Annotated in this window: 12 protein-coding genes; 6 read left to right on the top strand and 6 right to left on the bottom strand. The window is 40.9% G+C overall.

What is annotated here, in order from left to right:
- Positions 1-17: 17 nt before the first annotated feature.
- From ACKTS5_RS04285 to ACKTS5_RS04270, 4 genes are all read left to right on the top strand, one after another.
- Entirely contained in the window at positions 18-947 is a 930-nt protein-coding gene (locus ACKTS5_RS04285) for a dihydrodipicolinate synthase family protein (protein WP_408042607.1), read from the top strand.
- 21 nt (positions 948-968) lie between these two features.
- Entirely contained in the window at positions 969-2,570 is a 1,602-nt protein-coding gene (locus ACKTS5_RS04280; protein WP_408042606.1) for an aldehyde dehydrogenase (NADP(+)), read from the top strand.
- A gap of 87 nt (positions 2,571-2,657) precedes the next feature.
- Positions 2,658-3,665: a 4-hydroxyproline epimerase gene (locus tag ACKTS5_RS04275; RefSeq protein WP_408042605.1), complete on the top strand. Its 1,008-nt coding sequence runs from the start codon at positions 2,658-2,660 to the stop codon at positions 3,663-3,665.
- A 3-nt stretch (positions 3,666-3,668) separates the two neighbouring features.
- Entirely contained in the window at positions 3,669-4,916 is a 1,248-nt protein-coding gene (locus tag ACKTS5_RS04270) for an NAD(P)/FAD-dependent oxidoreductase (protein WP_408042604.1), read from the top strand.
- Between the two features lie 47 nt (positions 4,917-4,963).
- Here ACKTS5_RS04270 and ACKTS5_RS04265 read toward each other — a convergent pair whose 3' ends face one another.
- The 6 genes from ACKTS5_RS04265 to ACKTS5_RS04240 are packed head-to-tail and all read right to left on the bottom strand — an operon-like array spanning position 4,964 to position 9,183.
- A complete protein-coding gene (locus ACKTS5_RS04265; RefSeq protein ID WP_408042603.1) occupies positions 4,964-5,665 on the bottom strand; it encodes a hypothetical protein in 702 nt (233 codons plus the stop codon).
- A 1-nt stretch (position 5,666) separates the two neighbouring features.
- A complete protein-coding gene (locus ACKTS5_RS04260; protein WP_408042602.1) occupies positions 5,667-6,134 on the bottom strand; it encodes a hypothetical protein in 468 nt (155 codons plus the stop codon).
- A 12-nt stretch (positions 6,135-6,146) separates the two neighbouring features.
- Entirely contained in the window at positions 6,147-7,550 is a 1,404-nt protein-coding gene (locus ACKTS5_RS04255) for a DUF3570 domain-containing protein (RefSeq protein WP_408042601.1), read from the bottom strand.
- Positions 7,541-7,750 carry a DUF4266 domain-containing protein gene (locus ACKTS5_RS04250; protein WP_408042600.1) on the bottom strand — a complete coding sequence of 70 codons (210 nt, stop codon included), beginning with the start codon at positions 7,748-7,750 and terminating at the stop codon, positions 7,541-7,543. Before ACKTS5_RS04250 ends, ACKTS5_RS04255 begins: the two co-directional genes overlap by 10 nt.
- An 8-nt stretch (positions 7,751-7,758) precedes the next feature.
- On the bottom strand, positions 7,759-8,733 hold the full coding sequence (locus ACKTS5_RS04245) for an FAD:protein FMN transferase (protein WP_408042599.1): 975 nt from the start codon (positions 8,731-8,733) through the stop codon (positions 7,759-7,761).
- Positions 8,734-8,739: 6 nt separating this feature from the next.
- On the bottom strand, positions 8,740-9,183 hold the full coding sequence (locus ACKTS5_RS04240; RefSeq protein WP_408042598.1) for a thioredoxin family protein: 444 nt from the start codon (positions 9,181-9,183) through the stop codon (positions 8,740-8,742).
- 97 nt (positions 9,184-9,280) lie between these two features.
- Here ACKTS5_RS04240 and ACKTS5_RS04235 point away from each other — a divergent pair, with 97 nt between their 5' ends.
- The gene (locus ACKTS5_RS04235) at positions 9,281-12,421 is read left to right on the top strand and encodes an invasin domain 3-containing protein (protein ID WP_408042597.1); all 3,141 of its coding nucleotides are present in this window, start codon (positions 9,281-9,283) and stop codon (positions 12,419-12,421) included.
- A complete protein-coding gene (locus tag ACKTS5_RS04230; protein WP_408042596.1) occupies positions 12,421-12,579 on the top strand; it encodes a hypothetical protein in 159 nt (52 codons plus the stop codon). Before ACKTS5_RS04235 ends, ACKTS5_RS04230 begins: the two co-directional genes overlap by 1 nt.
- Positions 12,580-12,587: the final 8 nt, after the last annotated feature.

Here is a 12,587-nt window from a genome sequence, read left to right as displayed (position 1 = left end):
AAAAAAAATCAATCACAATGAGCATACAATGGAAAGGGGTTATGCCCGCCGTGACTACCAAGTTCACAGATCAAGACACTTTAGACCTCGCTATGTTTGAGGTAAACATCCAAGCACAGTTGGCAGCTGGAGTACATGGAATTATTTTAGGTGGAACCTTGGGAGAAGCTTCTACTTTAACCGATGAAGAAAAAAGCACCTTAGTCAAAGAAGCCGTGCGCATCGTTGACGGTCGTGTGCCCGTAATTATCAATATTGCAGAACAAACCACCAAAGGAGCTATTGCCGCTGCTAAAAAAGCAAAAGAAGACGGCGCTGCTGGGTTAATGATGTTACCGCCAATGCGTTATAAAGCGGACGCTCGTGAAACTGTCGAATTTTTTACGCAAACTGCGAATGCTACAGATTTACCTATCATGGTGTACAACAATCCTGTAGATTACGGTATTGAAGTTACCTTAGACATGTTTGAAACACTGCTTCGCAACTGTCCAAACATTCAAGCAGTAAAAGAATCGACACGTGATATTTCAAATATTACACGTATCAAAAACAGGTTTGGTGATCGCTTAGCCATTTTAAGTGGTGTAGATACCCTAGCTCTTGAAAGTTTAGTACTCGGTGCTGACGGATGGGTAGCAGGACTTGTTTGTGCTTTTCCAGCAGAAACCGTAGCCATTTACGAATTGGTAAAAGCCAATAGAATTGACGAAGCCGTGGCTATCTATCGCTGGTTTTTACCGTTGTTAGAATTAGATATTAATGCTAAATTAGTACAAAATATTAAGCTTGCAGAAGTAGCGACAGGATTAGGTACGGAAACGGTAAGAGCTCCGAGATTACCATTAATAGGTGCAGAACGCGAAGAAGTTTTGGCCATTATTACCGAAGGAGTTGCCAACCGACCAACACTTCCTGATTACAAAAATGCAAGTGTAACTGTTTAACCCATTGCTTATACCAATTATATGATTTCAAAGACCATCACCTTGACAGGGCACAACTATATCGGTACTACCCCTTCAGCAAAAGGGAGTACTACTTTTCAAACGTTTAATCCACAAACCAATAGCAACAATCCTACTGTTTTCCACGAAGCTTCTTCAGAAGAAATCAACCGCGCCGTAGCTTTGGCAAGCAGCGCTTTTGAACAATTCAAAACCATTGACGGAGCTCGAAAAGCGGCTTTTTTAAGAGCTATCGCTGAGGAAATTATGAATCTAGGAGATGATTTAATTGACACCTATTGTTCGGAAACAGGCTTGCCTGAAGGTCGAGCCAAAGGCGAACGAGGACGCACAGTTTTTCAATTACAGTCTTTTGCTGATTTGGTTGCGGAAGGAGCTTGGGTAGAAGCTACGATCGATACGGCTATTCCGGATAGGACTCCAGCACCTAAACCCGATTTGAGAAGAATGAATGTCCCTATTGGTCCGGTTGTGGTCTTTGGAGCCAGTAATTTCCCACTCGCCTATTCTACAGCTGGTGGAGATACTGCCGCTGCATTAGCTGCAGGTTGTCCTGTGATCGTAAAATCGCATCCGATGCACGCCGGAACTGGTGAGTTGGTAGCCTCAGCAATTAGCAAAGCTGCACAACGAACGGAAATGCCTGAGGGAGTGTTTTCGAATCTCAATTCCAGCGGTATTGAAGTTGGACAGCAATTGGTACAACATGCACAGGTAAAGGCCGTTGGATTTACCGGAAGTATCAAAGGTGGTAGAGCACTGCTTGATTTAGCAGCCAAACGACCAGAACCTATTCCAGTTTTCGCGGAAATGGGAAGTATTAACCCGGTAATTTTACTCCCTGATGCCCTGAAAACAAGAGGTATTGAACTCGCAAAAACCTATGCTAATTCTATTACGCTCGGAACGGGACAATTTTGTACAAATCCAGGACTTTTATTGGCAATAGAGGATCCGAGTTTAGATGCCTTTATCAATACCTTGGCTAGTGAGCTTTTAGAAATAGCTCCGAGTTGCATGCTGCACCCGAACATCAAAAAAGCTTACGATACCAACAAAGAACGACTCACAAGTCAATCAGAAGTTACGGTAATTGCGGAGTACACTGAATCTTTACAAACGAACTACGCAGGGCAGGTAATTTCAAAAGTTACTGGAAGTCAATTCATCGCAAATCCTACGCTACATCACGAGGTATTTGGACCGAGTTCTCTAATTGTTGTTTGTAAAGATAAACAAGAACTTGAAAGTGTGGTTGCTAACCTAGAAGGTCAACTCACAGGAACAATTTTAGGAAATAATTTAGAAATAAATGAGTATAATTATTTACTTTCGCTCTTAAGTAATAAGGTGGGACGTATCATTTTTAACGGCGTTCCAACGGGGGTAGAAGTGTGTCCGTCTATGGTACACGGAGGTCCCTATCCTTCTTCAACAGATGCGAGATTTTCGGCTGTTGGAACAAGTTCTATAAAACGATGGGTAAGACCATTTAGCTATCAAAATTGGCCAAATGAGTTGTTACCGATTGAATTAAAAAATGAAAATTCATTAGGTATATTACGTTTAGTTAATAATGTATTAACAAACGATCATATATAAATTACTGACCTATGCCTCTCCTGAAAGGAAAAGTTTAGAAGGGTGTTTTTCCTTAAGGGAGGTTAGGTTGGAGTAAAAAAATATACCATGAGAAAAACATTTTTTTGTGTCGATGCACATACCTGTGGAAATCCAGTTCGAGTGGTAGCAGGTGGAGGCCCTAACTTACAAGGGGCGACAATGAGCGAAAAACGCCAGCATTTTTTAAAAGAGTACGATTGGATTCGAAAAGGATTAATGTTCGAACCCAGAGGTCACGATATGATGAGTGGTGCCATCCTGTACCCTCCTCACAATCCCAATAACGATGTAGCTATATTATTTATTGAAACTTCCGGTTGTTTACCGATGTGTGGACACGGAACTATCGGAACTATTACCATCGCTATTGAAGAAGGGTTGATACAACCCAAAACCCCCGGTAAAGTGCTGATGGAAGCACCGGCAGGATTGGTTGCTATCGAATACCAACAAACCGGTACCAAAGTAGACTGGGTTCGCCTCACCAATGTAAAAAGTTATTTGGCTGCTGAAAATTTGAGTATTGACTGCCCTGAATTGGGCGAATTAACATTTGATGTAGCGTATGGTGGAAACTACTACGCTATTGTGGATCCGCAAAAAAATTTTAGCGGCATCCAAGATTTTACAGCCTCAAAAATAATTCAATATTCTCAAGAAGTTCGCAAGCGAATCAATGAGAAGTATCCTAATCAGTTTATTCATCCGGAAAACGAAACGATCCGCGACGTGTCGCACATGCTTTGGACAGGAACACCAATTAACCCTGCATCCAGCGGTCGAAACGCCGTTTTCTATGGTGACAAGGCCATCGATCGCAGTCCCTGTGGAACAGGTACTTCTGCAAGAATGGCTCAATTATACGCCAAGGGAGCTCTCAAAAAAGGAGAAGAATTTGTCCATGAAAGTTTTATTGGGAGTACCTTTATTGGACGTATAGAAGACGAAGTAACCCTTGCGGGTAAAAAAGCCATTATCCCCAGTATTCAAGGCTGGGCAAAAGTATACGGTTACAATAATATCGTCATTGATGACGAAGACGATCCGTATGCACTAGGATTTCAAGTGATTTAACCTATGAGTAAAAAAATTATCATTATTGGAGGAGGTATCATTGGGTTGAGTACCGCCTATTACCTACATAAAGAAGGTCACGAAGTGAGTATCGTTGATCAATCGGATGGTAACAGCGGAGCCTCGTATGTCAATGCAGGGATCATCACCCCGAGCCATATTATTTCGTTGGCTGCCCCAGGTATGATTAACAAAGGAATAAAATGGATGCTCAGTAGTACGAGCCCTTTTGCTATAAAGCCTCGATTTGACATCGATTTTTTCAAATGGACCTGGCTGTTTAAAAAAGCTGCCACCCATCAAAAGGTTACACAGTCGATTCCGATTATTAAAGACATCAATGTTTTTAGTAAAGAATTGTATCAAGAACTCAAAACTACCGCTGATTTTGATTTTCACTTTCAGCCCAAAGGGCTCATGATGTATTATCAAACAGACAAAGCAGGTGAAGAGGAATGGAGTGTTGGACAACGCGCCATCCAAGAAGGTTTGCGCGTGGAGTTGTTAGATAGCAAAGGAATTCAACAGTACGAACCTGAGGTTGATGTGAATGCTAAAGGAGCGGTATACTACCATTCTGATGCTCATATGACTCCTTGTGAATACATGAAACAACTGAAAACCTATTTGAGTGCACAGGGTGTTAAAATATTTACCCAAGAAGCCGTTAATGACTTCAAGTATACGGGTAAAAAAATCACTGGAATCTCAACGGACACCCAAGAATTACACGCCGATGAATTTGTTTTGGCTGCCGGCTCATGGACACCTTTATTAGCCAAAAAACTCGGTATTAACATTCCTGTTCAAGCGGGTAAAGGATATCGAATAAATGCCCCCCAGAAAACGGGCATACAAATCCCAGCTATTTTAATGGAAGCCAAAGTCGCTGTGACTCCTATGCATGGATTCACCCGATTTGCCGGTACCATGGAAATTGGAGGAATTAACGATACCATTTCAACAAAGCGCGTGCAAACCATAGCCAGCGCAGCTTCGAAGTATTACAACGGACTACAACTAGAACAATCAGCAGTTGACAGTGCTGCCTGTGGCCTACGCCCATGTTCACCAGATGGTCTTCCGTATATAGGAACAACTAAAAACTTTGACAACCTACACGTCGGTACTGGTCATGCGATGATGGGTTGGAGCTTAGGCCCCGCTACCGGGAAACTCCTTTCAGAAATCATCTCTGAAAAAAGTAGTAGCTTAGATCTCAAACCATTTTCACCTGATCGTTACAACTAAAAAAAACCACTGAATATTTCAGTGGTTTTTTTGATCTTAAAACGGGACTACCAGGTAAATCCGTAACTGACGCTCAATGCAAATTGATTGCTAGTTGTACTAAATTTTGCCCTAGTATCAGCAGCAGCGGTGCGGTGTAGCACTTCTCCTTCAAGCTGTGCATCATTTGCGGAATGATAATACTTTAATCCGAAAACGAGCACATTTCCACTTTGTAAATGTTTGACTAGGTTTACTTCTGATACGATGTACACATTCCCAGCATTCTTAGTTATAAAGCGACTGGTTACCTGATCGTCAGCGTTACCGGCCTCAGCGGTTGCAGCATCTTTGTGTACAAAACTCAATGCAGCCCCCAGTCCTAAATTCAACTCAAATTGCTTTGGCAGGCGCAACACATAAGCCGCTCCTAGTAAGGCCGTATGGGTTAAAAATGTATTCGACACCGTTAATTCCTTTCTCGAAATACTCGCCGAAAAATCCGTTTGGTTATAGCCTATTTTATACCCTAAACGAACATCGATGTACGCTACTGGTTTAAAATTAAGAGAAGCAACCAAACCATGGCCGAAACTCGTTTGCATACTAGCATTGGTAAATACCGAACTTCGCTCTAACAAATCGGCCTCTAACAGTCCAAACTCATACCCCATTCGCAATTGGAATTGATTGTTTTCTTTGTTTTCCTGTCCGTAAACTACAGTGCTAAAAAAACACCCTAGCAACATCAAATACTTCAATGCATTCATATTATTGTTTTTTTAGATTAATAGAAGTTATATCGGAACCTGTGGAACAAAAATCAGAACTCACCCAGGCACCTTTCATGGCGTTTTTAGCATCGTTGATATTCAAGACATAAGTATTTTTCGTACAGTAGTTTCCACAACCAGGCTTGGGTCCGTTTTCTTCGTATTTTCCGTTGGTCTTAACCGTTAATATTGAACCGTCTAAATTGAACAACAGCTTAAACTTTGCATAGTACTGTTGATCTGGAATATTCGCTAATCGAAGCTCTCCTTCAATAGTGTTTCCGCGGTGCTTGCTAATTGTTAGGGTGTAACGATAGTCGTCCGAACAACAAACAGAACAGGTCATGGGACCATCCCAAACCCCCACTAAAAAACTACTCGTGTTCTCCTCATCTCCGTAACTAATGTCTACAGACTTCGAACAAGACAGGGTAATTAGCAGTATTAAGTATAAAAATCTTTTCATAAGAGGTTACTTTTAAAACGTAAACACATTCTGTAAGGTAAATGACGTTGCCGTCAAACCTGTACTGCGTTCGTAATTAGCGATTCTAAATTCTAGGGATTTAAACTGAAATTCTCTTCGTTTGTTCAGTTTAAAACTAAGCACTCCATTACCTGGGGAAAATTTTAATCCCACTCCGTATTTGTTGGCATTAAAGGCTGATAAATCAAAATCGGAGGTATAATACTCCGCTCCTAGCTCATGCTGCCCGTAAGGCTGAAAATACTTGGCTTTTGTTTGCGTATGATACCTGTAAAAAGGATACAGCGTAAATCCGCTACCTACTTTGAGCGGTGCTTCTATCTCAAAAGTATGTGCCGTAATATCGAAGTCGTCATTGTACAAGCGGTAATACAAACGTAGAATCGCAAAATTATTCACAAAGTAATTTGCGCGTAATCCTAGGGCACGTTTCACTCTTGATCGCGGCAATCGCTCTGATTTTACTAGTTTATACTGCTCTTGAACAATACCATCTCTAAAATACACACGGTGAAAGGGTGTATTTAAGATTCCTTTTTGAAATATCATTTCCCCCGTAATGGAAGCATTTAACCTTTGATTGATATTCCCTCCATAGGTCACCCCAATATTATAGGTAAATCGAGTATCGGTTTCATAGCCCTGATTGTTCGCATTGTTTTGCTTCGGAGTGTGATAATCGTCATCGTCATCTTTTACCTTAGCGTACATTCCCATCCCAGGCCTGTCATCATCATCGTCGTCATCATCATCATCGTCGTCGTCGTCATCGTCGTCGTCATCATATCCGCCACCACCTCCAGCACCGGTATTTCTTCCGTCTCTAATTTCACCAGGGTAGATCAACAGCCATTTATCGATAAAAATACCCGCACTGATACTCAAAAACTTATTCCCGTCTTCAGCATCTTTCTGCCAGGTAATTTTACCGTAATTCGATGTCACATCAAACTCCTTTGAAAATCCGTACATTACCGAAACGGCTGTATTCTTTTCAGGAATGAGTCGACTAAAATTTAGCGAGGCGTATTTCCGAGTATCAGCAGCTGCTAAACTACTCGTATTTGCAGTAGTTGTTGTAGCGGTACTCGCCGAAGTGACAGCTCCGTATTTATCGATGTTTGCCGTACTGGCCGAGGTATAGTGATCAAGACCTAAAGTAATTCCGAAGGTCGACACTTTATTCACCGGGATAGATACGGAAATTTGCGGTGCATTATTATCCAATTTCTCCGTTCCTAAACCTCCCGTAACGGCACCGTTGTTTCCATCTTGTTCATAGTAATTATACAAGATATCAACCTGTACCTTGTCGAGTTGTTTTATTTTAGTTTGACTAAACAGCGAGGAGACATTCAAAAATAAAAGTAGGGCAATTGTCCTTTTTAATTGCATCCACAACCTCCTCCCGCTTTGCTTCCATTGGCTCCTGAAGCACCTTCTCTATAATTTTGAGAATTGATTTCATACTGTTCTATTTTCCTTGATGACAAAGCCATATCCTCATCATTAAGGTACATTTTTTGGTAGGGTTTTACACTAGAACACTGCGCCATTAGCAAGGCTACAGCTCCTATGATCCATAGTTTTTTCATGATTTTATTTAGTTTATTTTTAGGTTTTCAGAAGTGTGTAGTTCGTTTTTATCGTCAATTAATAAACACTCAATGCCGTTCAATTGATTTATTAGTGCCAATCCTCGTTCTTTTCCCATGACAAATACAGCCGTTGCCAAGGCATCGGCCAATTCGGTATTGGTACAAAAAACAGAAACGCTCTTTAAACCAGTTACCGGCCATCCTGTTTTGGGGTTAATGATATGGGAATAGCGTTTCCCATTAAATTCGATGTATTTCGCGTAGTTTCCAGAAGTTACCACTGCGCTATTCATCAACTTAAAAGTGGCTGCATTTTTAAGTACCTTATTCGGGTCAGCAAGTTGGATTAGCCATTTTTGGGTAAAAGGATGTGCTCCCCAGGTGGTTAAATCCCCCCCTGCATTGACCAATCCGGCAGAAACCTTTGCTTTGATTAACACTTGTTTTACTTTTTCCGCGACATAGCCTTTGCCGATAGAGCCAAAACCAATTCGCATGCCTTTTTTCTTTAAGAACACGGTTGATTTTTTCTTATCGATCAAAATATCTCGGTAATTAATCTTAGCTACTGATTTTGCTACTGCCAAACTATCGGGCAATACTTTCATCGGTTCATTGAAATACCAAAGTTTATCTAAGGAGGCGAAACTGATATCAAAGTAGCCTGCTGTCAACTGACTAATGCGCTTGCTGCGCACGATCAAATCGAGTAATTCGGCATCGACCTTTACCGGTCGAATCCCTGCCATCCTATTGACTTCAGAAGTTTGAGAACTTGATTTCCAGGAAGAAATTAAGTTTTCTACTCTCATTGTTTCGGAAAGGGCTATCTTAAACAGCTCCTCGGCTTTCTTTTCACTATTTGCTACTACAGAAAATTCGAAATCTACGCCCATCAACAAGGCTTTCTTTTTGAATACCTGCTGGGCAAACGTCGTGTAGGTAGTTACCATGAGTACTACCAAATACTTACAATTCACTGTTGTTTACTTTAGGTAATTATCGACATAATAAGCTGCCGACTCGCTTTTGTAACCATCAATGGAAGTCAGTAACTGACGCTCTGAGTTTAAAATCACTACCAGGGGAAAAGAACCCATTTTATTGTATTGCTCTGCCATGGATTCTCGGTAACGGATTTGCTCTTTGGTTAAGGGTTTTCGATTACGTGGAAAGTCAATATTCACCAATATGTAATCAGCAGTTGCTTTTTGCTGAAACACCGTAGTTTCGAATACTTCGTTTTTAAGCTCTTTACAAGGTTTACACCAATCGGATCCAGAAAAATACAGTAACACTTTTTTGTTTTGACTTTTCGCTAGTGTTAAAGCTTCTTCAACATTGGTAAGCCATACTCCAGCTTTGGAGATCTGAGCATGCATTTGAAATACTGCAAAAAATAATAAGATAGGGGTAATTTTTTTGTTCATTTTCGTAAAATTTCACGCAAAAATAATTTTTATTTAGAATAAATAAATATAATTTTGGTGTTTTTTTACCCCTAATTTAAATTTAGTCTAAATATAGATGAAGAATCTACTACGCGCTCTCATAACCCTACTAGTTTGTACTATTAACCTACCAGCTCAGAACAAAACCCTCGGAACTGGTACAGGAACAAGCAGTTATACACCTATAGGAATTTCCAACAAATACAACTATAGTCAATTTATTTACTTCGGTGCCGAAATTAACCACTCAGGTCCCATCACGAGTTTGACCTTTAAACTCTCCAAATCGGGAAATCTCGATATTGAAAATTTCAAAAACTGGACAGTTAAGGTAAAAATGATCGCTGCTACTCAATTTACACAAGCGGCATCATGGCCATACAACGCCACTACGATTGACGGAATGACAACCGTGTATAAAGGCCCTATAACTTACGATGAGGCCACCGGTTATATACGCATTCCATTTACTCAAAACTTCGATTTCGTAAGTACAAATAATTTAGTAGTGGAAGTCTTGGAAAACACAGCAGGAAGCGGCTCGTGGAGCGCTCCAAAATTTTTGAGTTATGCCACTACACATACGAGAGCACTTTACAAATACGTGTCCTTCGGATCCAGTACCATTGACCCAACTAGCTTTACCAGTGTCAGTAACACAGAAAAAAAAGTACCGCAAGTTGTTATTGGGTTTCAACCCTCCTATTCCACGACACCTGCTGATGCAAATAAATCAGACATCAGCATTGACAAGGCAGCGGTGGTTGCCAATGGAACCGAAAAAGCTACCATACGAGTGACCTTAAAAGATGCTCTCGGAAATCCGCTGAGTAAATCGGGAGGTGTACTTACTTTTTCATCACCTGCCGTGACTACCATCACTGATAATGCAGACGGAACTTACAGCGCTCAATTCAGTACGTCTCAAGCTGGTAACTACGCGTTGACAGCAACGGTAACACAACCTGGGAAACCAGCAGTTGTATTGACAAAAACGATCAGTATTACGGCACTACCCAATACGGAAACTACAGTTAAAGACAGCAATTGCGGTAATGGAACTACACGTGATGTCCCAGCTAACTACGAAGAAAATTTTAGCGGAACCAAAAACAATAGCTGGAGTATGACGCTTTATAAAAAAGAAGAAATTTCCACTTCTTCGATAAATATAACCCACATAGGTTACTATACCTGTACTACAGGAACCATCAATCCTGCCAACAAACAGCGTATTTTTATGAAAGAGGTAACGGACACTAGTATCACCAATGCAGCCCATCCAGATCTTTCAGAATTTACCGAAGTATATAGTGGAAGTATCACTTGGAGCTCCGGTACCAAGGCTCAAACAACCATTGCATTGAATACACCGTTTACATTGAGTGGGACTAAAAACCTATTGGTATACTTTCTAAACGAACACGGTGATAATATCATCAACTCAGGCTTTACCAAAACTCCAAGTTTTGTTCGTAGTAACACCCCTGCTTCCGAAAAAAGATTGGTGTATAAAAAATTTACTGTCGGAACAGATCAGAGCACGACTACTGGGACGCTGAGCAATTCATTTCCAAGTACCTATTTTAAACTAGCGCCACTAAAACAGACAAATACCTTTAACGCCACATTGACCAACAATTGGGGAGATGCAGGTAATTGGAGTACAGGTAAAATCCCTAGTAGTCAAGACAATGTAATTGTCGCTCAAAACGCAACTATCAATGTAAATAGTAGTGTTAAAGACTTAACGATTACTGCAGGGGCAGTCGTGACAATTCCAAGTACGAACAACCTCAGCATCCAAGGAAACTTAACCAATAATGGCAGTTTAACTATTGACTCAAATAGCAGCCATAGCGGTTCATTAATCGTCCTCGGAACCAGCACAGGAAATGTAAAATATCAACGCTATATTACTACAGACCCAGCTAGCGACAAAGGTTGGCACTTGCTTTCAAGTCCCGTAAAAGGACAACTGATCAGTGATTTCAAAGATGAATTGTTAACCAAAGCTACAAAGTACGCTTTTGCTCAGTACAAGAACAATCGAGCAGCTGCAACTCGCTGGGAATACCTGACAACGACCACCATTAACGGGCAAGAACTGGTTCCTTTAGAAGGATATTCAGTAAAAGTAAAAGCCGCTACCAAACTTTCATTGACCGGAACTTTGCATGCTGACCTAACCAAAGTGCTTACAGATGGAAGTGCCCACAGTGGCAATCGATGGAATCTTATTGGAAATCCATATACCGCAGCTCTCCAGGTAACCAACAGTACGGATCCGAACAAAAACTTTTTAAAAGTCAATATACAAGCCGCCTCTCTTGATCCGCTTCGATCGGGAATTTTTGTATGGAATGGGAGTCGCTACCAAGAAAAATCTGTAGATGATGCTGCGTTTTACCTGGCCCCTGGACAAGCCTTTTTTGTGCATGCCAAAGATGGAGGAGCTTCACAGGTCGTATTCAACAGAACCATGTTGACCCATCAAAACAACCTAAGTCTTATGAGAACTGCTTCCAACGCCCTTACGGAAATCCAGCTTAGCATTGACGATACAAACAGCAGGAATACGACAAAAGTCAGATATATTCACGGTAAAACTACGGGATTAGACATTGGTTCAGACATTGCCACCTTTACAGCTACCCAGCAAAAAATAGGTATCTACACCCAACTTGTCTCTGGTGAATACACAGAAGACTTCGCCATTCAAGCACTACCGAATAGCGATTATGAAACGATGGTCGTTCCTATTGGCACCTATATCCATAACAACAATACTCGTGTTTCTATTGGCGTACAACTCAACAAATTCCCGCAGGATATCACATGCTATTTGGAAGACAAAAAGACCGGAGAAATTGAAAAACTATCGGATGGGAAACAGCTTGTTAAAAACCTGAGTTCAGCAGATAACGGGACAGGACGTTTTTACTTACATACCAAAAGTTCAAAGGTATTAAGTACTACAGAAGTTCCAGTTCGCGAAGTACTAACCTACTACAGCAACGGCCAATTGGTACTCAAAGGTTTTGAAGGGAACTGTCAAATTACTCTTTTTACAACTGCTGGTGCCTCTGTTTTCAATGAGAAAATTATTGGTAGTGGTGACGATAGCCTTCCTCTACCACAACTAACTCCTGGAATTTACCTGTGTAAGGTACACTCAAACTCACGAAATATTACAAAGAAAATACAAATCAACTAATGGAAAATTCCCCTAATAACATTTCCCGAAAAGCTGCCTTAAAAAAACTAGGACACTACAGTAAATACGCAGCATTAACAGCATTAGGCACCTATACCTTATTGAGTCCTCAAAAAGCACAAGCAACAAGTCCTGAAGATCCAGGAACTAATTTCTAACCTGTTTG

The organism is Tenacibaculum litopenaei (assembly GCF_964514025.1).
GTDB classification, from domain to species: Bacteria; Bacteroidota; Bacteroidia; order Flavobacteriales; family Flavobacteriaceae; genus Polaribacter; species Polaribacter litopenaei.
This window is presented reverse-complemented; position numbering and strand designations above follow the sequence as displayed.

What these genes read in the sequence shown, in the direction of transcription:
- ACKTS5_RS04285 (WP_408042607.1), top strand. Translation starts at nt 18, where the DNA reads ATGAGCATACAATGGAAAGGGGTTATGCCCGCCGTGACTACCAAGTTC.
- ACKTS5_RS04280 (WP_408042606.1), top strand. Translation starts at nt 969, where the DNA reads ATGATTTCAAAGACCATCACCTTGACAGGGCACAACTATATCGGTACT.
- ACKTS5_RS04275 (WP_408042605.1), top strand. Translation starts at nt 2,658, where the DNA reads ATGAGAAAAACATTTTTTTGTGTCGATGCACATACCTGTGGAAATCCA.
- ACKTS5_RS04270 (WP_408042604.1), top strand. Translation starts at nt 3,669, where the DNA reads ATGAGTAAAAAAATTATCATTATTGGAGGAGGTATCATTGGGTTGAGT.
- ACKTS5_RS04265 (WP_408042603.1), bottom strand. Translation starts at nt 5,665, where the DNA reads ATGAATGCATTGAAGTATTTGATGTTGCTAGGGTGTTTTTTTAGCACT.
- ACKTS5_RS04260 (WP_408042602.1), bottom strand. Translation starts at nt 6,134, where the DNA reads ATGAAAAGATTTTTATACTTAATACTGCTAATTACCCTGTCTTGTTCG.
- ACKTS5_RS04255 (WP_408042601.1), bottom strand. Translation starts at nt 7,550, where the DNA reads ATGCAATTAAAAAGGACAATTGCCCTACTTTTATTTTTGAATGTCTCC.
- ACKTS5_RS04250 (WP_408042600.1), bottom strand. Translation starts at nt 7,750, where the DNA reads ATGAAAAAACTATGGATCATAGGAGCTGTAGCCTTGCTAATGGCGCAG.
- ACKTS5_RS04240 (WP_408042598.1), bottom strand. Translation starts at nt 9,183, where the DNA reads ATGAACAAAAAAATTACCCCTATCTTATTATTTTTTGCAGTATTTCAA.
- ACKTS5_RS04235 (WP_408042597.1), top strand. Translation starts at nt 9,281, where the DNA reads ATGAAGAATCTACTACGCGCTCTCATAACCCTACTAGTTTGTACTATT.
- ACKTS5_RS04230 (WP_408042596.1), top strand. Translation starts at nt 12,421, where the DNA reads ATGGAAAATTCCCCTAATAACATTTCCCGAAAAGCTGCCTTAAAAAAA.